Origin of the sequence: Nocardioides pinisoli, from assembly GCF_024199985.1 — a bacterium.
Classification (GTDB): Bacteria; Actinomycetota; Actinomycetes; order Propionibacteriales; family Nocardioidaceae; genus Nocardioides; species Nocardioides pinisoli.
Genome location: NZ_JANARS010000002.1, coordinates 391,804 through 411,772, shown reverse-complemented (window position 1 = coordinate 411,772; position 19,969 = coordinate 391,804). Strand labels below are relative to the sequence as shown.

Annotated in this window: 22 protein-coding genes; 3 read left to right on the top strand and 19 right to left on the bottom strand. The window is 72.8% G+C overall.

The window, feature by feature from the left end:
• Positions 1-12: 12 nt before the first annotated feature.
• Positions 13-573, top strand: coding sequence for a GNAT family N-acetyltransferase (locus NCI01_RS06025; RefSeq protein WP_254180564.1), 561 nt, complete (start codon positions 13-15; stop codon positions 571-573).
• Here NCI01_RS06025 and NCI01_RS06020 read toward each other — a convergent pair.
• The gene (locus tag NCI01_RS06020) at positions 570-1,409 is read right to left on the bottom strand and encodes a PhzF family phenazine biosynthesis protein (RefSeq protein WP_254180563.1); all 840 of its coding nucleotides are present in this window, start codon (positions 1,407-1,409) and stop codon (positions 570-572) included. The genes NCI01_RS06025 and NCI01_RS06020 overlap by 4 nt on opposite strands.
• Before the next feature lie 36 nt (positions 1,410-1,445).
• A complete protein-coding gene (locus NCI01_RS06015) occupies positions 1,446-1,724 on the bottom strand; it encodes a hypothetical protein (RefSeq protein ID WP_254180562.1) in 279 nt (92 codons plus the stop codon).
• An 89-nt stretch (positions 1,725-1,813) separates the two neighbouring features.
• Here NCI01_RS06015 and NCI01_RS06010 point away from each other — a divergent pair, with 89 nt between their 5' ends.
• Both NCI01_RS06010 and NCI01_RS06005 read left to right on the top strand, forming a co-directional pair.
• Positions 1,814-2,239 (top strand): hypothetical protein, encoded by a 426-nt coding sequence (locus NCI01_RS06010; RefSeq protein ID WP_254180561.1) that lies wholly within the window; start codon positions 1,814-1,816, stop codon positions 2,237-2,239.
• Between the two features lie 13 nt (positions 2,240-2,252).
• On the top strand, positions 2,253-3,020 hold the full coding sequence (locus NCI01_RS06005) for a helix-turn-helix domain-containing protein (protein WP_254180560.1): 768 nt from the start codon (positions 2,253-2,255) through the stop codon (positions 3,018-3,020).
• Here NCI01_RS06005 and NCI01_RS06000 read toward each other — a convergent pair.
• From NCI01_RS06000 to NCI01_RS05920, 17 genes are read right to left on the bottom strand one after another with little or no spacing between them, the layout of a single operon-like run.
• Positions 2,975-3,460 (bottom strand): DUF3995 domain-containing protein, encoded by a 486-nt coding sequence (locus tag NCI01_RS06000; protein WP_254180559.1) that lies wholly within the window; start codon positions 3,458-3,460, stop codon positions 2,975-2,977. The two genes, NCI01_RS06005 and NCI01_RS06000, sit on opposite strands and share 46 nt — an antisense overlap.
• Positions 3,457-3,891, bottom strand: a complete 435-nt coding sequence (locus NCI01_RS05995; protein WP_254180558.1) for a type II 3-dehydroquinate dehydratase — start codon at positions 3,889-3,891, stop codon at positions 3,457-3,459. The genes NCI01_RS06000 and NCI01_RS05995 overlap by 4 nt, the downstream gene beginning before the upstream one ends.
• The gene (gene aroB / locus NCI01_RS05990) at positions 3,888-5,090 is read right to left on the bottom strand and encodes a 3-dehydroquinate synthase (protein ID WP_254180557.1); all 1,203 of its coding nucleotides are present in this window, start codon (positions 5,088-5,090) and stop codon (positions 3,888-3,890) included. The genes NCI01_RS05995 and aroB overlap by 4 nt, the downstream gene beginning before the upstream one ends.
• The gene (locus tag NCI01_RS05985) at positions 5,087-5,587 is read right to left on the bottom strand and encodes a shikimate kinase (protein WP_254180556.1); all 501 of its coding nucleotides are present in this window, start codon (positions 5,585-5,587) and stop codon (positions 5,087-5,089) included. The genes aroB and NCI01_RS05985 overlap by 4 nt, the downstream gene beginning before the upstream one ends.
• Positions 5,587-6,765 carry a chorismate synthase gene (aroC, locus tag NCI01_RS05980; protein ID WP_254180555.1) on the bottom strand — a complete coding sequence of 393 codons (1,179 nt, stop codon included), beginning with the start codon at positions 6,763-6,765 and terminating at the stop codon, positions 5,587-5,589. The genes NCI01_RS05985 and aroC overlap by 1 nt, the downstream gene beginning before the upstream one ends.
• Before the next feature lie 12 nt (positions 6,766-6,777).
• Positions 6,778-7,512 carry a prepilin peptidase gene (locus tag NCI01_RS05975; RefSeq protein ID WP_254180554.1) on the bottom strand — a complete coding sequence of 245 codons (735 nt, stop codon included), beginning with the start codon at positions 7,510-7,512 and terminating at the stop codon, positions 6,778-6,780.
• 8 nt (positions 7,513-7,520) lie between these two features.
• The gene (locus NCI01_RS05970) at positions 7,521-8,348 is read right to left on the bottom strand and encodes a shikimate dehydrogenase (RefSeq protein WP_254180553.1); all 828 of its coding nucleotides are present in this window, start codon (positions 8,346-8,348) and stop codon (positions 7,521-7,523) included.
• A complete protein-coding gene (gene mltG, locus NCI01_RS05965) occupies positions 8,342-9,523 on the bottom strand; it encodes an endolytic transglycosylase MltG (protein WP_254180552.1) in 1,182 nt (393 codons plus the stop codon). Before mltG ends, NCI01_RS05970 begins: the two co-directional genes overlap by 7 nt.
• Complete coding sequence (gene ruvX / locus NCI01_RS05960) at positions 9,516-9,983, bottom strand: Holliday junction resolvase RuvX (protein ID WP_254180551.1); 468 nt, start codon at positions 9,981-9,983, stop codon at positions 9,516-9,518. The genes mltG and ruvX overlap by 8 nt, the downstream gene beginning before the upstream one ends.
• Before the next feature lie 2 nt (positions 9,984-9,985).
• Positions 9,986-12,685: an alanine--tRNA ligase gene (alaS, locus tag NCI01_RS05955; RefSeq protein ID WP_254180550.1), complete on the bottom strand. Its 2,700-nt coding sequence runs from the start codon at positions 12,683-12,685 to the stop codon at positions 9,986-9,988.
• On the bottom strand, positions 12,685-12,951 hold the full coding sequence (locus NCI01_RS05950) for a DUF6167 family protein (protein ID WP_254180549.1): 267 nt from the start codon (positions 12,949-12,951) through the stop codon (positions 12,685-12,687). Before NCI01_RS05950 ends, alaS begins: the two co-directional genes overlap by 1 nt.
• On the bottom strand, positions 12,951-13,442 hold the full coding sequence (locus NCI01_RS05945; RefSeq protein ID WP_254180548.1) for a hypothetical protein: 492 nt from the start codon (positions 13,440-13,442) through the stop codon (positions 12,951-12,953). Before NCI01_RS05945 ends, NCI01_RS05950 begins: the two co-directional genes overlap by 1 nt.
• Before the next feature lie 19 nt (positions 13,443-13,461).
• On the bottom strand, positions 13,462-15,126 hold the full coding sequence (locus NCI01_RS05940; protein WP_254180547.1) for an alpha-amylase family protein: 1,665 nt from the start codon (positions 15,124-15,126) through the stop codon (positions 13,462-13,464).
• A 37-nt stretch (positions 15,127-15,163) separates the two neighbouring features.
• Positions 15,164-16,120 carry a TIGR03885 family FMN-dependent LLM class oxidoreductase gene (locus NCI01_RS05935; protein ID WP_254180546.1) on the bottom strand — a complete coding sequence of 319 codons (957 nt, stop codon included), beginning with the start codon at positions 16,118-16,120 and terminating at the stop codon, positions 15,164-15,166.
• Positions 16,121-16,138: 18 nt separating this feature from the next.
• A complete protein-coding gene (locus tag NCI01_RS05930) occupies positions 16,139-17,506 on the bottom strand; it encodes a replication-associated recombination protein A (protein ID WP_372495099.1) in 1,368 nt (455 codons plus the stop codon).
• 35 nt (positions 17,507-17,541) lie between these two features.
• Positions 17,542-18,870 (bottom strand): ABC transporter ATP-binding protein, encoded by a 1,329-nt coding sequence (locus NCI01_RS05925; RefSeq protein ID WP_254180545.1) that lies wholly within the window; start codon positions 18,868-18,870, stop codon positions 17,542-17,544.
• Positions 18,867-19,967 (bottom strand): ABC transporter ATP-binding protein, encoded by a 1,101-nt coding sequence (locus tag NCI01_RS05920; RefSeq protein ID WP_254180777.1) that lies wholly within the window; start codon positions 19,965-19,967, stop codon positions 18,867-18,869. Before NCI01_RS05920 ends, NCI01_RS05925 begins: the two co-directional genes overlap by 4 nt.
• Positions 19,968-19,969: the final 2 nt, after the last annotated feature.

The following is a 19,969-nucleotide window of genomic DNA, read 5'->3' as shown; positions in this document are numbered from 1 at the left end:
TACCCTGCCCGCGTGCCAGTGACCGTACGCCGTGCGCGCGAGGCGGACGCCGAGGGCCTCTCCCGGCTCGCGGCGCTCACCTTCCCCCTCGCCTGCACCCCGCAGACACCGGCCGATGTGCTCGCGGCCCACATCGCCGCCAGTCTCGACCCGGCGAGCTTCCGGCACCACGTCGCCGACCCGGCGTGCACCGTGCTCGTCGCCGAGGCCGGCGAGGGCGGGGACCCGGTCGGCTACACGATGCTGCGCGTCGGCGAGCCGGACGACCCGGACGTCGCACGGGCGATCCGCCAGCGCCCCACCGTGGAGCTCGTGCGCTTCTACGTCCACCCGGGGCACCACGGCACGGGGACCGCCGGCCTCCTGATGGAGCACACGCTCGTCGCTGCCCACGCCACCGAGGCGCGAGGAGCCTGGCTGGGCGTGAGCGAGGAGAACGCCCGGGCCAACGCCTTCTACGCCCGCCACGGCTTCGAGCCGGTCGGGCGCAAGCGGTTCCTGATCGGCGACCGGTGGGAGGACGACGTCGTCCGCGAGCGCGTGCTCTCGTCGGCGCCGGGGGCCCGGCCCTAGAGGTCGACCTCGCCCACGATCCGGGTGACCGCGTCCCCGGAGACCCACACCCGGTCGCCGACGGCCTCGAGGTGGACTCGTCCGTCGCGGCCGATGACGCTGCCCTGGCGCGAGGTGTAGGTCGACGGCAGCGCGCCGGTGCCGATCAGCCACTGCGCGAGGCCGGCGTTGGCGCTGCCGGTGACGGGGTCCTCCCCGAACTCCCGCCCGTCCGCGTAGAAGGCGCGCACCTCGACGTCGGCGCCGAGCTCCGCGGCGGTGCCGGCGTCCCACCGCCCGAGGACGGTCACCTTCAGGTCGGTGAACGCAGGCACGTCGGGCACGACGTCGACGACCGCCTGCGCCGAGCCGAGGTCGACCCCGACCCAGCCGGGGCCGTTGTCGATCCACGCCATGTCCTCGACGGCGTCGTCGGTGACACCCAGCGCGCGGACGATGCGGGCCCGCAGGTCGGGGTCGACGGCGCCCGATCGGCGCAGCGGTGGGGCCGCGAAGCCGAGCCGCGGCGAGCGGCGTACGTCGACGAGCCCGGCGCCGCACTCCTGCACCACCACGTCGCCGCTCGGCACTCCCCCGGCCTCGAGCCAGGCGTGGGCGCTGCCGATGGTCGGATGGCCCGCGAAGGGCAGCTCGCCGGTGGTCGTCCAGATCCGCACCCGGTAGTCGGCGGCCGAGTCGGTCGGTGCACACAGGAACGTCGTCTCGGACAGGTTGGTCCACCGTGCGAAGCGGGCCATCTCCTCGTCGGTGACCCCGTCGGCGTCATGCACGACGGCGAGCGGGTTGCCGAGCCAGGGCTCGGAGCTGAAGACATCGACCTGGCGGAAGGGCAGCACCCGGCGATCCAAGCACAGGCCGGGACGCGTGCGGGGTCAGCCGTGCGACGCCCACCTGCGTGCCGCCTCGTCGGCCGCCGCCGAGACCAGCGCGGCGAGCTCGGGCCGATCGGGCACCGGGAACGAGACGTAGGCGCCGCGTCCGCCGACGACCGGCCGACCGTAGGCCTTGGCCGCGAGCGTGCCGTCGGGGAGCAGCCTGATCGTCAGCGACTGGAGCTCGAACTCCTCCTCCCGGCGCGTGTCGCGCCACCGCACCTCGGGAGGGACCACGACGTTGATCGCCAGCGCGCTGACCTCGACCGGGGCGTCCATGGAGCCACCCTCGCACGTGCGGCCGACGCGGACCGGCCATGACCTCGCACGTCATGGCCGTTCGGCGTGACCCCGACCAGCCTGATCCCATGACCACCACACACCCGACCCGGACCCCGACCACCACGACACCGGGCCGACGGGGGATCCCCGCCCCCGTCGCCCGTCCCTTTCTCCTCGCCGACGCCGTCACCACCGGGGCCAACGGGCTCGCGTACGCCGTCGCCGGCGGGCTGCTCGCCGACTGGTTCGGCGCGCCCGACCCGCTCGTCCGCTCCCTGGGCGGGTTCCTGCTGCTGGTCGCCGTCGCAGTCGGCGTCCTCGCCACCCGACGACCGGTCCCGCGACGCGGGGTCGCCGCGCTGGCCGCGCTCAACGTCGTCTGGGTCGTCGCCAGTGTCGACTACGCGCTCCTCGGCGGGCTCACCACGCTCGGCGTCGTGTGGACCGTCGTCCAGGCCGTCGTCGTGGGCGTCTTCGCCGCGGGACAGGTGTGGCTGGTGCGAAAGGGCTGACACAGTGACCACCATGACCCTCGACGTCACGGCGCCGACCGACGTGGGCTCGCTCGTGCGGCACTGGCGACAGCGCCGGCGCCTGTCCCAGCAGGCACTGTCCGACCAGTGCGGCGTCTCCACCCGCCACCTGTCCTACATCGAGACCGGCAAGGCCCGGCCGAGCCCCACGATGGTCGGGCAGCTCAGCGAGGCGCTGGCCGTCCCCTTGCGTGAGCGCCGCCGGCTCTTCACGGCGGCGGGGTTCGTCCCCGACACGTCCGAGCTGCCGCTCGGGGCGCCCGCGCTGGCGGAGGTCAACGAGGCGCTGGAGCTCATCCTCGCCGGGCACGAGCCCTATCCGGCGCTCGTCATCGACGGCGGGTGGGACCTCGTGACGGCCAACGACGCCGCCTACCGGCTGCTCGCGGACGTGCCGGCCGACCTGCTGGAGCCGCCCGTGAACGTCGTACGGCTGAGCCTCGACCCGCGCGGCCTCGCCCCCCGCATCGCGAACCTCGACGAGTGGCGCGCGGCGATCATGGCGCGGGTCCGCCACGAGCACGACACCACCGACGACCCGCGCCTCGCCGCACTGCTCGCGGAGTTCCCGGTCCGGGGTCCGCACCCCGCGCCGGGGATCGTGCTCACGCTGCGGCTGCGCGCAGGCGCGGACGTGCTGTCGTTCCTCACGACCACGACCGTCTTCGGCACGCCCGGCGACGTGACGGTGGCCGAGCTGGCGATCGAGGCCCTCTACCCCGCCGACCCGGCCACCCGCGCACTGCTGTCCCGCGACTGAGCGAGCCCGAGCGCGAGGGCGATGCCCCAGACCAGGAAGAGCGGGTCCCAGAGGAAGGCGTGGCCCACCATGCCGGGGCGGTCGTAGCCGCCGTCCGGGACGATCACGCCGGCCAGGACCAGGTTGCCGACGGCCGTGTTGAGCCCGCCCCACAGGAGCAGGACGGCAGCGCCGAGCCAGCACGCGCCCCGGGACAGGGGTCGCAGGGGCCAGCCCGCGCGGGCGGCGACCAGCGGCACCCACGCGGCGACGAGCTTGGCCAGACCGATGGGGACGAGCAGCCACTCCCAGCCCGCGAAGGACTCGATCAGTCGACGCCCGAGCGTCTCGACCAGCCACTCGCCGCCGAAGCCCCAGTAGAGGCTGAAGGCGGCGTGCACGCTGCCGAGGACGCCCGCGAGCAGGAGAGCGGCGCGACCCTGACCGGCGTACGACGTCACGGCGTGGCGCCGGCCAGCACCTCGAGCGCCTGGCGATAGCCGTCGATGCCCTGCCCGGCGATCGTGGCGACCGCGTGCGGCTCGACGACCGAGGTGTGGCGGAACTGCTCCGCGCGCTGCCTGGGGTCGGAGATGTGCACCTCCACCATGGGCGCGGTGAGCTGGGCACAGGCGTCCCAGAGGGCGAGGGAGTAGTGCGTCCAGGCACCGGCGTTGAGCACCACGCGGGTGCCGTCGTCGGCGGCGGCGTTGAGCCAGTCGAGCAGGTCGCCCTCGTGGTTGGTCTGGCGGACCTCGACCTCGAGCCCCAGCGCGCTCCCCCACTCCACGCACAGGTGCGCGAGCTCGGCGTGGGTGGTGGAGCCGTAGATCTCCGGCTGCCGACGACCGAGCCGGCCCAGGTTGGGACCGTTGAGGACGAGGACCTTCACGACGTGCCTCCGATCGCGGCGTAGGCCGCTCGCAGGTCGTCCTCGTCGGGCGCGGCGAGGATCCGCGGCGCGGCGAGGTCGTCGAGCACGACGAAGCGCAGCTGCGAGCCGCGTGCCTTCTTGTCGACCTTCATCGCGGCGTGGAGCTCGTCGAAGGGCGCAGCGTCGTAGGTCGTCGGCAGCCCGACGCGCGCGAACGCCGCACGGTGGCGCTCGACCAGCTCGGGGTCGAGCGAGCCGGCGAGTGCGGCCAGCTCGGCGACGTAGACGCAGCCGATCGCGACGGCCTCGCCGTGCCGGACGGCGTAGTCACTGGTGCGCTCGATCGCGTGGGCGAGGGTGTGGCCGTAGTTGAGGACCTCGCGGCCCGGGTGCCCGTCGGCGCCGCCGGTCTCCTTGAGGTCGTCGACGACGACCTCGACCTTGACCCGGATCGCCCGCTCGACGAGCTCGCGCAGCTCGGCGGAGTCCCAGGTGAGCGCGGCCGGGTCGGTGCGCTCGACGACGTCGAGGATGGCGGGATCGGCGATGAAGCCGCACTTGACGACCTCGCCCAGCCCGGCGACCAGCTCCTCGTGCGGGAGCGTCTCCAGCAGGGCCAGGTCGCACAGCACGCCGGCGGGCTCGTGGAAGGAGCCGACGAGGTTCTTTCCGGCGCCGGTGTTGATGCCGGTCTTGCCGCCGACCGCGGCGTCGACCATCGCCAGCAGCGTCGTGGGCAGGTGGACGACCCGTACGCCGCGCAGCCAGGTGGCGGCCACGAAGCCGCCCAGGTCGGTGGTCGCTCCCCCGCCGATGGTCACGACCGCGTCGGAGCGGGTGAAGCCGGCCTCGCCCAGCGCCTCCCAGCAGTCGGCCGCGACGGGCGCGGCCTTGGCCCGCTCGCCGTCGGGCAGCCCGAGCGCGAGGACGTCGTAGTGCTCGACCAGTGCGTCGACCACCGGGTCGGCGAGCGCCCCGAGCGTGCCGGCGTAGAGCACCGCGACCCGCTCGACCGACGGTCCGAGCACGCCGGGCAGGCGCCCGGCCAGGCGGTGGCCCACGACGACGTCGTAGGGCGAGGCACCGCCCACGTGGAGGACGGTGTCGCCGGTGGCCTCCACGGTGGTGACGACGGCGGGCTGCTCGGCGGGATGCTGCTCCGAGCGCTGCCGCTGCTGGGTGCGCTGGTGCTGCTCGCGGGTCTGGCGCTTGGTCATCCGAGCACCTCCCGGACCTCGGCTGCCACCTCGTCGGCGGTGCGGCCGTCGGTGTCGACGGTGTGGGCGGCCACGGACTCGTAGATCGGGGTGCGCTCGTCGAGCAGCGCCTTGATGCGCGCGCGCACGTTGCCGAGCAGGAGCGGGCGCCCCACCCCGAGACCGACCCGCTTCACCGCGTCGGACAGGCCGACCCGGAGGAACACCACCGGCAGACCGGCCAGCAGGTCACGGGTCTCGGGCCGCAGGACGGCACCGCCACCCAGCGCCAGGACCCCGTCGTGCTCCGCGAGGGCCGCGGCGACCGCGGCGGCCTCGAGGTCGCGGAAGTGGTCCTCGCCCGACTCCACGAAGATGTCGGAGATCTCACGCCCTGTGGTCGCCTCGATGTCGGCGTCGGTGTCGCGGACGGGCAGGCCCCAGGCGTCGCCGAGCAGGCCGGCGACCGTCGTCTTGCCGGCCCCCATGGGGCCGACGAGGACGACACGAGGGGACATCAGCGATACCTCAGGGTGTCGAGGTAGGACTCGGCGTTGCGGCGCGTCTCCTGCACGGAGTCCCCACCGAACTTCTCGACCACGGCGTCCGCCAGCACGAGCGCGACCATCGCCTCGGCGACGATGCCGGCCGCGGGCACGGCGCACACGTCGGAGCGCTGGTGGTGGGCGACGGCGGCCTCACCGGTCGCCACGTCGACGGTGCGCAGCGCCTTCGGCACGGTGGCGATGGGCTTCATCGCAGCGCGCACGCGCAGGACCTCGCCGGTCGACATGCCGCCCTCGGTGCCGCCGGAGCGGCCGGACGTGCGTCGCAGCCCCTCGTCGGTCGTCACGATCTCGTCGTGCGCCTGCGAGCCCGGCGTGTCGGCGAGCTCGAAGCCGTCGCCGACCTCGACGCCCTTGATCGCCTGGATGCCCATGAGCGCACCGGCGAGCCGGGCGTCGAGCCGGCGGTCCCAGTGCACGTGCGAGCCGAGGCCCGGCGGGAGGCCGTGGACGACCACCTCGACGACGCCGCCGAGGGTGTCGCCGTCCTTGTGCGCCTGGTCGATGCGGGCGACCATCGCGGCACTCGCCTCGGGGTCGAGGCAGCGCACCTCGTCGGCGTCGAGCCGCTCGACGTCGTCGGGGCCGGGCACCGAGCCGGCGGGCGCCTTCACCCCGCCGAGCGACACGACGTGCGACACGATGCGGGCGCCGACGGCCTGCTCGAGGAAGTTGGACGCCACCCGGCCCAGCGCCACGCGCGCTGCGGTCTCGCGGGCGGACGCGCGCTCGAGGATGGGGCGGGCCTCGTCGAAGGCGTACTTCTGCATGCCGACGAGGTCGGCGTGACCGGGACGCGGCCGCGTGAGCGGGGCGTTGCGCGCCAGCGCCTCGAGCTCCACGGGGTCGACGGGATCGGCCGACATGACCTTCTCCCACTTCGGCCACTCGGTGTTGCCGACCTCGATGGCGACCGGGCCGCCCTGGGTCTCACCGTGGCGCACGCCGCCGAGCACGCGGACCTGGTCCTGCTCGAACTTCATCCGTGCGCCCCGGCCGTAGCCGAGCCGGCGTCGCGCCAGCGAGTCGGCGAGGTCGTCGGTGGTGACGCGGACGTGGGCGGGCAGCCCCTCGAGGATCGCCACCAGCGAGGGACCGTGGGACTCGCCTGCTGTGAGCCATCGGAGCATGGGTGAAGTGTCTCAGCCCCACAGCCGCCCAGCGAGCGCGGTCCCCCAGACGAGACCCGCCAGCGCCCCGGCGACCATGAAGGGGCCGAAGGGGAACGACCTCTTCAGCAGGCTGCGGTCGCGGCGTGCCACCAGCACCACGAGCGCCGGCAGGACGAAGAGCATGAAGCTCGACCACAGCCCGATCGCCAGCGCACCCCAGCCGGTCCAGCCGAGCACCAGGCCCACCGGCGCCGCCAGGCGCACGTCGCCGAACCCCATGCCGGCCGACCGCACGAACCAGAGCACCCAGAAGAACGAGCGCGCGACCACCATCGCGACGAGGGCGCGCACGAGCGCGTCCCGCTCGCCGGTCGCCAGCCCCACCACCGCGACCACGACGATCGCCGCGAGCGTGGCCGGTACGACGATGACGCGGGGCAGCAGCCGGGTGTGCCAGTCGATCACCGACAGGGCGACCGCGACCGGGGTCAGGGGCACGAGCCACAGCAGCGGCCAGTCGAGCCCGGTGGCGGCACCGAGCAGGGCGCCGGCGCCGGCCGACAGCAGCGCGCTGCGCCACGCGAGCCCCGGTCGGGCCGCGATGTCGGCGTAGAGCATCTTGGGCGGCTCGTCGGCGTCGGCGTCCCCCTCCCCCGTCTGCCTGGGCGCGGGCTCGGGCACGCGGGCGACCAGTCGCGGCACCAGCAGCCCGCCGATCCCGGCGAGGAGCGCCGCGACGAGCGCGGCGAGCACGGTGTCGGTCACGGGGACATTCAACCGGCACGACGCGCCGCGAGGGCGCGTTCGCCTGCATCTCGCATCGTGGCGAGCGGAGCCGGCCGGCCGGTGAAGAGCCCGACCTGCAGGGCGGCCTGGTGGACGAGGAGGTCGAGCCCGCCCACGAGCGCGCGTCCGCTGTCGCGGGCAGCCGCCGCGAGCGGGGTCGGCCACGGGTCGTAGAGGGCCTCGAAGACCACCGGCACCCCGGCGAGGCGCTCGACCAGCTCGGGGGTCTGGGCGGCGGCCGGGACGGTGGAGACCACGACGTCGACGGTGGAGCCGGCGGTCGCCAGCGACCGGGTGCTGACCTCCGGCGCGGCCGGGTGCGCCCGGAGGGCGGCGAGGGTCTCGGCCGCCCGGGCCTCGTCGCGCACGAGCAGCTCGATCGACGTGACCCCGAGGTCCGCGAGCGCCAGCCCGATCGAGGTGGCCGTCGCACCGCCGCCGAGGATCGCCGCCGACGCCAGCGGGGTCGTCGTACGCTCCCGGATCGCCGCGACCGCGCCGGGCAGGTCGGTGTTGTCACCGGAGCGGGTGCCGTCGTCCTCGAGGACCACGGTGTTGACCGCGCCGGCGAGGCGCGCGCGGTCGCTGAGCCGGTCGACCAGCGGCAGCGCCTCGCGCTTGAGGGGCATCGTCAGCGACAGCCCGCGCCACTCCTCGCCGAGCCCGTCGAGGAAGGACCCGAGCCCACCGGAGGCGACCCGGTGGGCGTCGTAGGTCCAGTCGAGCCCGAGCTCGGCGTAGGCCGCCCGGTGCAGCACCGGCGACAGCGAGTGGGCGATCGGGTCGCCCAGCACGCCGCAGCGCCGGGTCAGCACCGTTCGGAGGTCTCGCAGTAGGCCTTGTACTCGTCGCGGCCCACCAGGAAGTCCTCGTAGTCCTCGTAGAACTTGGTCTCGCCCGTCTCGAGGTCGACCGTGACGTAGTAGTACCAGGGGCCGTCGGCCGGGTTGGCCGCCGCCTCGATGGCCTCGTCACCCGGCGCCTCGATGGGCGTCGGCGGAAGACCGGCGTTGAGGCGCGTGTTGTAGGGGGTGTCCTCCGCCAGCTGCTCGGGCGTCAGCTCGGTCGAGCCGGGCGAGAGCCCGAGCCCGTAGGCGATGGAGGCGTCGATGCCGAGCGTGCCGTTGGTGCCGCCCTTGTCGCCGGGACCGTCGAGGCGGTTGTAGATCACACGGGAGATCTTCGGCATGTCGTCGCCACGACCCTCGGCCTCGATGAGTGAGGCGATGATCATCAGCTCGCCGGGCGTCTTGCCCAGCTCGGCGGCCCGCTCCTCCAGCCCTGCGGCGTCGGCGGCCTCGCGCCAGCGGTCGACCATCATCTTGAGGATCCGCGGCGGCTTCATGCCCGGCTTGATCTCGTAGGTCGCCGGGAACAGGTAGCCCTCGGCGTTGCCCTCGGCGTAGTCGGGCAGCCCGAGGCGATCCGGCTGCTGCAGCGCGCGGTTCCACGCCTGCTCGGGGAAGTCGGTGTTCTGCGCGAGCGTCGAGACGATCTCGGTGACCCGCAGGCCCTCGGGGATCGTGACCGTCGGGAAGCCGATGAGGTTGTCGGGGTCGATGAGCACCTCGAGGGCGTCGGCGGCCTTCATCTCCTTCTGGAGCTCGTAGGCGCCGACCTGGATGCCGGCCGCGTCGGGCTCACCGGCTGCGGCGTCGATGAACGCCTGGACCGACTTGGTGACGCCCTCGGCCTTGAGGTTGCGACCGATCTGCGCGGTCGTGTCGCCCTCGTTGACGGTGAACTCGACCGAGCCCGTGCCCGGGCCGGGGTAGTCGTCGGGCCCCTGGAACTGGTCGGCGACCCACGAGACGCCCTGGGTCAGCGCGACGTAGAAGCCGCCGAGGAGGACGACGAGCGCGACGAGGACGGCGACGCAGCCCTTGAGGCCGCGGCCCTTGCGCCGCCTGCCGCCCGGCACGTAGGCGTAGTCGTCCTGGGGGTCGTCGTCGTACGCCACCTGGTCGGGCTCGGTCCCGCGCTCAGTCATCTGTCTCCGTCACCTCGACGATCTCTCCCGGTGCCCGTCCGCTCGACCGCTCCGTGTCGAGGGCAGTCTGCAGGATCAGCACCGCGGCTGCCTGGTCCACCACGGCGCGTCGCTTGGCCCCGTGGCGACCCTGCTCGCGCAGGATCGACTCGGCCGACACCGTGGTCAGTCGTTCATCACACAGCCTGACAGGCACGGGGGCAACTCGGCGGGCCAGCCGCCCGGCCAGCTCGCGCGCCTTCTCCGCCGCGGGACCCTCGGTCCCGTTGAGCGAGCGCGGCAGGCCGACCACCACCTCGACCGCCTCGAGCTCGGTCACGAGCTGGGCGAGACGGCGTACGTCGCCCCTGCCGCTGCGCACCGTCTCGACCGGGGTGGCGAGGAAGCCGGAGGGGTCGCTGCTCGCGACGCCGATCCGGGCATCCCCCGGGTCGACGCCGAGCCGCACTCCGAACCGCATGCTCAGCCCTGGGCCCTCGCAGCGACCTCGCGGGCCACGAGCTCGAGGGCCTCGTCGATGCGCGAGGCGTCGGTGCCGCCGCCCTGGGCGACGTCGTCCTTGCCGCCGCCCTTGCCGCCGAGCAGGGGCCCGACGGCGCGGACCAGGTCGCCGGCCGACAGCCCGCGGGCGCGCGCCTCGTCGTTGGTGGCGGCCACGACCGACACCTTGCCGTCGGCCTGCCCGATGATGACCACCACGCCGGGCTCGCCCTGCGGCAGCCGGCCGCGCACGTCCATCGCGAGGTTGCGTACGTCGCCCCCGCCGGCGCCGTCGGCACGGTGGGCGACGAGCCTGACGGGGCCGACCTGCGTCGCTCCGGCCGCCAGGTCGGCGCTGGCGCCGAGCAGCTGCGCGAGCCGCGCCTTCTCCAGCTCCTTCTCGGCAGCCTTGAGCCGCTCCGTCAGGCCCTGGACCCGGCTGACCAGGTCGTCGGGCTGGGTCTTGAGCAGGCCGGTGAGCTGGGCGACCACGTCGCGCTCGCGGGCCAGGTAGCCGAAGCCCTCGACGCCGGTGAGCGCCTCGATGCGCCGGTTGCCCGAGCCCACGCTGGTCTCGCCGGTCACCACGACGGTGCCGATCTGCGAGGAGTGGTCGACGTGCGTGCCGCCGCAGAGCTCGCGCGACCAGGGGCCGCCGATCTCGACGACGCGGACCTTGGTGTTGTCGTAGGTCTCGCCGAAGAGCGCGATCGCGCCCCACTCCTTGGCCTGCTCGAGCGTCATGTAGTCCCACGAGACCGGGAGGTCGGCGCGCAGCGCCTGCTGGGAGACCAGCTCGATGTCACGCACCTGCTCCGGGCTGAGCGCCGCGGTCCAGCCGAAGTCGAGGCGGAGGTAGCCGGGACGGTTGTACGAGCCCGACTGCAGGGCGGTCGGGCCGAGCACCTCGCGCAGCGCGGCGTGCACGACGTGGGTGCCGGAGTGGGCCTGACGGGCGCCGGTGCGCCACTCGGGGTCGACCCGGGCGTGGACCTCGCGCCCCGCGTCGAGCTCGCCCTCGAGCACCCGCACCTGGTGGACGACCAGACCCTTGATCGGGCGCTGGACGTCGACGACCTCGAGCCGACCGCCGTCGAAGACGATCGTGCCGGCGTCGGCGACCTGGCCGCCGGACTCGGCGTAGAACGGGGTGCGGTCGAGCACCAGCTCGCCGACCTCGCCCTCGGCCAGGCGGGTGACCGGCGCGCCGCCACTGAGGAGAGCCAGCGGCTTCGACTCGGTCTCGAGGGTCTCGTAGGCCAGCCACTCGGTCGGACCGAACTCGTCGAAGACGCCGCGGTAGACCGCCGTGTCGCCGTGGGCGCCCTTCTTGGCGCGCGCGTCGGCCTTGGCCCGCTCGCGCTGCTCGGCCATCAGGCCGCGGAAGCCCTGCTCGTCGACGGTCAGGCCCTGCTCGGCCGCCATCTCGAGGGTGAGGTCGATGGGGAAGCCGTAGGTGTCGTGCAGCGCGAAGGCCCGCTCCCCCGACAGCGTCGTGCCGCCGGAGGTCTTCACCGCGGTCGCGGCGGTGTCGAAGATCTGGGTGCCGGCCTGCAGCGTCTTGCGGAAGGCGTCCTCCTCGGCGAAGGCGACCTGGGAGATGCGTGCCCAGTCGGTGAGGAGGTTGTCGTAGGTCTCCCCCATCTTGTCGCGCGAGACCGGCATCAGCTCGGGCAGCACCCGGTCCTCGCACCCGAGCAGGCGCATGGAGCGCACGGCACGGCGCAGCAGGCGGCGCAGGACGTAGCCGCGCCCGTCGTTGCCGGGGGTGACGCCGTCACCGATGAGCATCATCGAGGAGCGGACGTGGTCGGCCACGACGCGGAACCGGACGTCGTCGTCGTGGTCGTCGCCGTACTTCTTGCCCGTGAGCTCCTGGGCCTTGTCGATGACGGGGTAGACCACGTCGATCTCGTACATGTTCTGCTTGCCCTGCAGCAGGAACGCGACGCGGTCGAGGCCCATCCCGGTGTCGATGTTCTTCTTGGGCAGCGAGCCGGAGATGTCGAAGTCGGACTTCGACCGGACCGCGCTGAGCTCGTCCTGCATGAAGACGAGGTTCCAGAACTCCAGCAGCCGGTCCTCGAGGTCGAGGGGCATGTCCGGACCGAGCGTGGCGGGGTCGAAGTCCGGGCCCCACTCGGGTCCGCGGTCGTAGAGGATCTCCGAGCACGGGCCGCCCGGGCCCGGCACGCCCATCGACCAGTAGTTCTCCTTCGGGCCGAGCTGGACGATGCGGGTGCGGGGCAGGCCGGTGACCTTCATCCAGAGCTCGACGGCCTCGTCGTCGCCGGCGAGCACCGACGGGTAGAGACGGGACTCGTCGAGTCCGAAGCCCCCGTCGGCCTGGGACTTGGTGATCAGCTCCCAGGCGAGCTCGATCGCCCCCTCCTTGAAGTAGTCGCCGAAGGAGAAGTTGCCGCACATCTCGAAGAAGGTGCCGTGACGGGTGGTCTTGCCGACGTCCTCGATGTCGGGCGTCCGGACGCACTTCTGGATGCTGGTGGCGCGGTTGAAGGGCGGCGTCTCCTGGCCCAGGAAGTAGGGCTTGAACGGCACCATCCCCGCCGGGACGAACAGCAGGTTGGGGTCGTCGGCGAGCAGCGAGGCGGAGGGCACCACGGCGTGTCCGGCGGCCTCGAAGTGCGCGAGGAAGCGGCGGCGGATCTCGGCGGTGTCCATCAGTGGGGGTCCTTCTGCGTGTCGGTGATGCTCGTGGTCAGCTGGGGGAGGCCAGTGGGCCTGAGGCCGAGCTGCTCGCGCAACTCGGTTTCGCGCTCGGTCCGGCCCTGCTGGACCTCCTCGGCGAACAGCCGCGCGCCGACCTGCCAGCCGCGGACGCGGTCTCGCAGGCCGTCGGCGGTGAGGGACTCGGCGGCACGGCGGGCGCGGGCAGCGGCGTAGACCCCGACCCCCGCCCCGGCGACGAACCAGAGAGGGCGACCCATCAGGCGACGTCCTCCTGCACGGTGGCGCGCTCGCGGGCCCGGAACTCGCGCAGCGCCTGCTTCATCTCCGCGCGGCGCTCGCGTCCGGACCGCTTGGTCTCCTGGCGCACCGCGAAGCGGATCCGGTTGCGGGACTCGGGTGACAGGGCGCGGCGCAGGCCGTGGGTCCAGCCGGCCGCCTTCACCACGGTCTCGCGGGCGACGATGTCGGTGAACAGGCGACCGTCGATGGGCCGCGCCACGGGCACGGCTGCTGCGGCCTCGGGCTCGCCCACGTGGGTGATCACGAAGGCGGCGGTGTCGCTGTCGGCGACCGGGGGCGCCTGCGCGGCCGGGGCCGACGGCGGGTCGACACGCTCGGCGAGCGCCGCTCCGAGCGACGAGACGAGCGACTCCGCCCGGCGGGCGCGGCGGTGCGCGAGCAGGGCGACGGCGAGCGCCACCAGCGCCACCGCGCCGGCCACCGCCAGTCCCACCTGCTCCGTCGTCACGGCGCCGAGCCTACAAGCCTCACGGGATCGCGAGGTCACCCGTCGGGCGCACCCGCAGCCAACGGAACCCGTAGCCGTCCAGCGCCACCCGCGTCGTCGCCGCCCCGGTGACGACCTCCTCGGCCATCAGGTCCACCGCCTCGAGACCCTCGTCGCGCGGGTCGACCGGTACGTCGACCACGACGGGCTCGGCACCGAGGTTGTGCACCGTCACGACTGCGCTGCCGTCGAGCTGGCACCGCTGCACCAGCACCTGGGCGGACTCCTGCTCGACCACGCTCCACGTCCCCCACCCCAGCTCGGGACAGGTGCGCCGGATGCTCATGAGCTTGCGCATGAAGCTCCACAGCGACTGCGGGTCGTGCAGCTGCGAGACGACGTTGACGTGCTCGGGGCCGTACGCGCCCGGGACCACCCGCTGCACGAGGCGTGACGGCGCAGCGGTGGAGAACCCGCCGTTGCGTCCGCTGCTCCACTGCATCGGGGTGCGCACGGCCATCCGCCCGTCGGCCTCGAGGTCCTCCCCCATGCCGATCTCCTCGCCGTAGTAGATCGTCGGCGTGCCCGGCAGCGAGAACATCAGGCTGTACGCCATCCGGATCCGGCGTGGGTCGCCCCCGAGCATGGTGGGGAGCCGCCGCTTGAGGCCCCGGTCGTAGACCTGCATGTCGGGGTCGGGGCCGAAGGCCGCGAAGACCTCGCGACGTTCGGCGTCGGTGATCTTGTCGAGGGTGAGCTCGTCGTGGTTGCGCAGGAAGGTCGCCCACTGGCACGTGGCATCGATCTCCGGTCGCTGCTCGAGCGCCGTGACGAGGGGCCCGGCGTCCTCCCGGGCGAGGGCCAGGTAGGTGGCCTGCATCCCGATGAAGTCGAACTGCATCTGCAGCTCGTCGGCCGCCTCGCCGCCGAAGAACTCGAGCTGCTGCGGGTGCGCCAGGTTGACCTCGCCGAGCATCATGGCGTGGCCGTCGCGACGGTTGAGGAAGCTGCGGATGGTCCGCATGAGCTCGTGGGGGTCCACCACCAGCGCCGGGTCGCCGATGTTCTTCGCGTTCTGCTCCAGGAACGGGATGCCATCGACCCGGAAGCCGTCGAAGCCGAGCTCGAGCCAGAAGCCGACGACCCTCAGCACCTCGTCGACCACCTCGGGGTTGGCGAGGTTGAGGTCGGGCTGGTGCTTGTAGAAATTGTGGAGGTACCACTCCCCCGTGCGGTCGTCGAGCTCCCAGATGGAGTCCTCGCGGTCCGGGAAGACGACCAGCTCCGAGGTGTCCGGCGGCTCGGTGTCGCGCCAGACGTAGTGGTCGCGGTAGCGGTTGGAGGTGCTGCGCCGCGACGCCTGGAACCACGGGTGCCGGTCCGAGGTGTGGTTGACCACCAGGTCGGCGATGACGTTGATGCCACGGTCGTGCGCGGTGCGGATCACCTCCACGAGCTGGCCGTGGTTGCCCAGGCGCGGGTCGACGCCGTAGAAGTCGGTCAGGTCGTAGCCGTCGTCGCGGTCGGGACTGGGGTAGAACGGCATCAGCCAGAGGCAGGTGATGCCCAGCTCGGCGAGGTAGTCGATCCGCTGCGCGAGACCCTCCAGGTCACCGGTGCCGTCGCCGTCGGCGTCGTAGAACGTCTCGACGTCGAGGCAGTAGATCACCGCGCTCTTCCACCACAGGTCGCTCGTGTCGGTCACTCGCACGGACCCACACAACCAGAGTGCGGGCCCGGCGTCAGCCCCGCAGGGCGGGGAGGACGTGCTCGCCGAAGGCGTCGAGGAACCCGTCCTGCTCCTGCCCCACGAAGTGGAGGTAGACGTCGTCGAAGCCGACGGAGGCGAGCTCGGCGATCCGGTCGCGATGCCACCCGAGGTCCTCCGACACCTCGACGGAGCGGCGTACGCCGTCGATGCCGACGTGCTCGGCCATGACGTCGAAGGCCTCCGGGGTCTCGGTGTCCCAGTTCACCGGCTCGGTGAAGACGTTGGTGCGCCACTGGTCGAGCGCGATCGCCTCAGCCTCCTCGCGGGTCGGCGCCCACGACAGGTGCACCTGGAGGGCGAGCGGCCCGCGGCCGCCGGCGTCGCGGTAGGCCGAGACGAGGTCGCGCAGCACGTCGACCGGCTGGTTGATCGTGACGAGCCCGTCGGCCCAGGCCGCGACCCGGGCGGCGGAGGCGACCGACACCGCCGGGCCGATCAGGCGCGGTTGCACCTGCGGGAGGTCCCACAACCGGGCCCGGTCGACGGTCACGAGGCCGTCGTGGGTGACCTCCTCGCCGGCGAGGAGGCGGCGGATCACGTCGACGCACTCCTCGAGGCGGCGGGTGCGCTCCTCCTTCGGCGGCCAGCGGTCACCGGTGATGTGCTCGTTGCTGGCCTCGCCGCTGCCGAGGGCGGTCCAGAACCGGCCGGGGAACATCTCGGCCAGGGTGGCGATCTTCTGGGCGACGACGGCCGGGTGGTAGCGCTGGCCGGGCGCGCTCACGCAGCCCAGCTCGAGCCCGGTCGTGGCGAGCGCGGCGCCCAGCCAGCTCCAGGCGTAGCCGGAGTGGCCCTGGCGGGTGCCCCAGGGCGCGATGTGGTCCGAGCACATGGCCATGTCGAAGCCGGCCCGCTCGGCGTGCTGGACGTCGTCCAGCAGCCGCGACGGGGCGATCTGCTCGTGGGAGGCGTGGAACCCGAGGCGCATCCGGCCACCGTAACCGGATCAGCCGCCCCGGACGATGCGTCGTACGCGCTCCCAGCGCTCCTTGACGCCGGCCTCCGCGCCGAGCGCCGTCGGCCGGTAGTAGCTGGCGTCGGCGAGGACGTCGGGGAGGTACTGCTGCTCGGCCACGCCGTAGGGCTCGTCGTGCGGGTAGGAGTAGCCCTTGCCGTGGCCCAGGTCCTTGGCGCCGCCGTAGTGAGCGTCGCGCAGGTGCGCCGGCACCTGCCCGATCTTGCCCGACCTGACGTCGGAGATCGCGCCGTCGATCGCGGTGATGACGGCGTTGGACTTGGGGGCCACCGCGAGGTGGATGGTGGCCTGCGCGAGGTTGATCCGCGCCTCCGGCATGCCGATCAGCTGCACGGCCTGCGCCGCGGCCACGGCCGCCTGGAGCGCGGTCGGGTCGGCCAGGCCGACGTCCTCGCTCGCGTGCACGACCAGCCGGCGGGCGATGAACCTGGGGTCCTCCCCCGCCTCGATCATCCGCGCGAGGTAGTGCAGGGCGGCGTCGGGGTCGGAGCCCCGGATCGACTTGATGAAGGCGGAGATGACGTCGTAGTGCTGGTCGCCCTGGCGGTCGTAGCGCACCGCCGCCTGGTCGACGGCCGTCTCGGCTGTGGCGAGGTCGATCGTCGCGAGACCGTTGCTCGCGGCGGCGCCGGCAGCGGCCTCGAGGTAGGTCAGGGCCCGCCGCGCGTCGCCACCCGCGAGGCGTACGAGGTGGGCGCGGGCGTCCTCGTCGAGCGCGGTGGCGCCGGCCAGGCCGCGCTCGTCCTCGAGCGCCTGGTCGATGACCTCGGCGACGTCGTCGTCGGTGAGGGACTGCAGCCGGAGCAGCAGGCTGCGCGACAGCAGCGGGCTGATGACCGAGAAGAACGGGTTCTCCGTGGTGGCGGCGATGAGGGTGACCCAGCGGTTCTCCACGCCCGGCAGCAGCGCGTCCTGCTGCGCCTTGGTGAAGCGGTGCACCTCGTCGACGAACAGGACCGTCTCCTGACCGCCCCGGGCGAGCTCGGCCCGGGCGCCGTCGATCGCGGCCCGCACCTCCTTCACGCCGGCCGCGACGGCCGACACCTCGACGAACCGGCGCCGCGTCTGCTGGCTCACGATGGCCGCGATCGTCGTCTTCCCGGTGCCGGGAGGTCCCCAGAGCAGCAGCGACATCGACTGGTCGCCCTCGATCAGCCGGCGCAGCGGCGACCCGGCGGCCCGCAGCTGCTGCTGGCCGACGAGCTCGTCGATGGTGCGCGGCCGCATCCGGACGGCCAGGGGCGCCGACGCGTGCGTGTTGGCGCCGAGCGAACCGGCGCTGGGTACGGCTCCGGGCGCGGGTTGCCCCGCGCCCGGAATCTCGAACAAGCCGTCCACGCCGGGAAGTATCCCCCGACGACGTCAGCGGCGGCTCAGGCCCCCGTCGTCTGCTTGGACTTCAGGTCGTACCAGGTCTTCTCGTAGCCCGGGATGGTCAGCTGCTTGTTGGTCGGGGTGGCGCCGGGGACCGGGCTGCCCTGGTCGTCGACGGCGAGCAGGTCGGTGGTGACCGGGGTCGCGGGGTGGGCACCCAGCTCGCCGGCGAAGTGGCAGGCCACCTTGTGACGCTCGCCGATCTGCAGCAGCGGCGGCTCGACCTTGGCGCAGATCTCCTGCGCGAACTGGCACCGGGTGCGGAACCGGCAGCCCGACGGCGGGTTGATCGGGCTCGGTACGTCGCCCTCGAGCCGGATGCGCTCCCGCCGACCGCCGATGGCGGCCTGCTTGACGTCGGGCACCGCGGAGAGCAGCGCCTGCGTGTAGGGGTGGTGGGCCTGGCCGTAGATGGTCTCGCGGTCGCCGATCTCGACGATCTTGCCGAGGTACATCACCGCCACCTCGGGGCAGAAGTGACGCACCACCGCAAGGTCGTGGGCGATGAAGAGGAAGGCGATGTTGAACTCCTTCTGCAGGTCCTGCAGAAGGTTGACCACCTGGGCCTGGATCGACACGTCGAGCGCGGAGACCGGCTCGTCGGCCACGAGCAGCTTGGGGTTGAGGGTGAGCGCCCGGGCGATGCCGATGCGCTGACGCTGGCCGCCGGAGAACTCGTTGGGGTAGCGGTTGTAGTGCTCGGGGTTGAGGCCGACCACCTCGAGCAGCTCCTGCACCCTGGGCAGGATCTTGTTCTTGGGGACGATGTTGTGCACCGCGAGCGGCGCCCCCACGATCGAGCCGACGGTGTGGCGCGGGTTGAGCGAGGTGTAGGGGTCCTGGAAGATCATCTGCACGTCGCGGCGCAGCGGCCTCATCTGGCTGTTGGACAGCTTGGCGAGGTCCTGGCCCTCGAACATCATCGAGCCGCCGGTCGGCGTGTAGAGGCGCGTGATCAGCCGGCCGGTCGTGGACTTGCCGCAGCCCGACTCGCCGACCAGGCCGAGCGAACCGCCGCGCGGCACCTGGAACGAGATCCCGTCGACGGCCTGCACGTGGCCCACGGTCCGCCGGATCAGGCCGGAGGACTTCACCGGGAAGTACATCTTGAGGTTGTCGACGCTGATGATGGGCTCGGCGTCGGGGTCCAGCGCGGTGGCGACGTGCCCCTGCTCGGCGAGGACGTGGAAGTCGGGCGCCTCCTCGAGGGCCTCGTGGTCGTCCACGACGTCGGTGTGGTGCGACAGGTCGCGCTCGCCCGTCTCCGCCGCGTTGGCGCCGATCTCGCTGGCGTCGACGGCCACCTTCGCGTTGGGGTCCTGGCTCATCGGGTCTCCTCGGCGAGGTCGGGGGCGATCTCAGGCAGCACTTCCGTCTGGTAGATCTCCTGGGGGTTGGGCAGGTGGCAGCGCTTGAGGTGACCGGCACGGTTGCTGGCCGAGGTCAGCTCGGGCAGCTGCGTGACGCACAGGTCGCCGGGCACCTTGTCCCGGTGAGCGCACCGCGGGTGGAAGGAGCAGCCCGACGGCGGCTTCAGCAGGCTCGGCGGGTTGCCGGGGATCGGGATGAGGCGCGCGTCGGTGGACGCACCGACCTCGGGGATGCTCGAGAGAAGGCCCCACGAGTAGGGCATCTCGGGCTTGGTGAGGATCTCCTTGGTGGTCCCGAACTCCACGCAACGACCGGCGTACATCACCAGGACGTCGTCGGCCATCTCGGCGATGACGCCGAGGTCGTGGGTGATGATGATGACCGCCGAGTTGAACTCGCGCTGCAGGTCCTGCAGCAGGTCGAGGATCTGCGCCTGCACCGTGACGTCGAGCGCCGTGGTGGGCTCGTCGGCGATCAGCAGCGACGGGTCGTTGATCAGGCCCATCGCGATCATCGCTCGCTGGCGCATGCCACCGGAGAACTGGTGGGGGAAGTCGTCGACGCGACGGTCGGGCTGCGGGATGCCGACGCGGTCGAGCATCTCGATCGCCCGGCGGCGTGCGTCACGCTTGGATGCCTTGGGGTGATGAATCCCGTAGCCCTCGGCGAGCTGGTCGCCGACCCGGTAGAACGGGTGCAGCGCGGCCAGGGCGTCCTGGAAGATCATGGCCATCGAGTTGCCGCGCAGCTTGCGCATGCGGCTCTCGGCGAGGCCGACGATCTCGGTGCCGCCGACGCGGATGGAGCCGGTGATCTCGCTCGACCTGGCGTCGTGCAGCCCCATGACAGCCATGCTGGACACGGACTTGCCGGAGCCGGACTCGCCCACGATGCCGAGCGTCTTGCCGAGCTCGACCGAGTAGCTCAGGCCCTTGACGGCCTGCACGGGTCCGTCCTGCGTCGGAAAGGTCACCGTGAGGTCCTCCACCTGGAGGAACGGGCCCTCGACGTCGCCGGCGGACGTGGTGGACGACGGGGACGAGGGTGACGTGATGG

What these genes read in the sequence shown, in the direction of transcription:
- NCI01_RS06010 (WP_254180561.1), top strand. Translation starts at nt 1,814, where the DNA reads ATGACCACCACACACCCGACCCGGACCCCGACCACCACGACACCGGGC.
- NCI01_RS06015 (WP_254180562.1), bottom strand. Translation starts at nt 1,724, where the DNA reads ATGGACGCCCCGGTCGAGGTCAGCGCGCTGGCGATCAACGTCGTGGTC.
- NCI01_RS05925 (WP_254180545.1), bottom strand. Translation starts at nt 18,870, where the DNA reads ATGAGCCAGGACCCCAACGCGAAGGTGGCCGTCGACGCCAGCGAGATC.
- ruvX (WP_254180551.1), bottom strand. Translation starts at nt 9,983, where the DNA reads ATGCGGTTCGGAGTGCGGCTCGGCGTCGACCCGGGGGATGCCCGGATC.
- NCI01_RS06005 (WP_254180560.1), top strand. Translation starts at nt 2,253, where the DNA reads ATGACCCTCGACGTCACGGCGCCGACCGACGTGGGCTCGCTCGTGCGG.
- aroC (WP_254180555.1), bottom strand. Translation starts at nt 6,765, where the DNA reads ATGCTCCGATGGCTCACAGCAGGCGAGTCCCACGGTCCCTCGCTGGTG.
- NCI01_RS05950 (WP_254180549.1), bottom strand. Translation starts at nt 12,951, where the DNA reads ATGGGTCGCCCTCTCTGGTTCGTCGCCGGGGCGGGGGTCGGGGTCTAC.
- NCI01_RS05985 (WP_254180556.1), bottom strand. Translation starts at nt 5,587, where the DNA reads ATGTCCCCTCGTGTCGTCCTCGTCGGCCCCATGGGGGCCGGCAAGACG.
- NCI01_RS05935 (WP_254180546.1), bottom strand. Translation starts at nt 16,120, where the DNA reads ATGCGCCTCGGGTTCCACGCCTCCCACGAGCAGATCGCCCCGTCGCGG.
- alaS (WP_254180550.1), bottom strand. Translation starts at nt 12,685, where the DNA reads ATGGACACCGCCGAGATCCGCCGCCGCTTCCTCGCGCACTTCGAGGCC.
- mltG (WP_254180552.1), bottom strand. Translation starts at nt 9,523, where the DNA reads ATGACTGAGCGCGGGACCGAGCCCGACCAGGTGGCGTACGACGACGAC.
- aroB (WP_254180557.1), bottom strand. Translation starts at nt 5,090, where the DNA reads ATGACCAAGCGCCAGACCCGCGAGCAGCACCAGCGCACCCAGCAGCGG.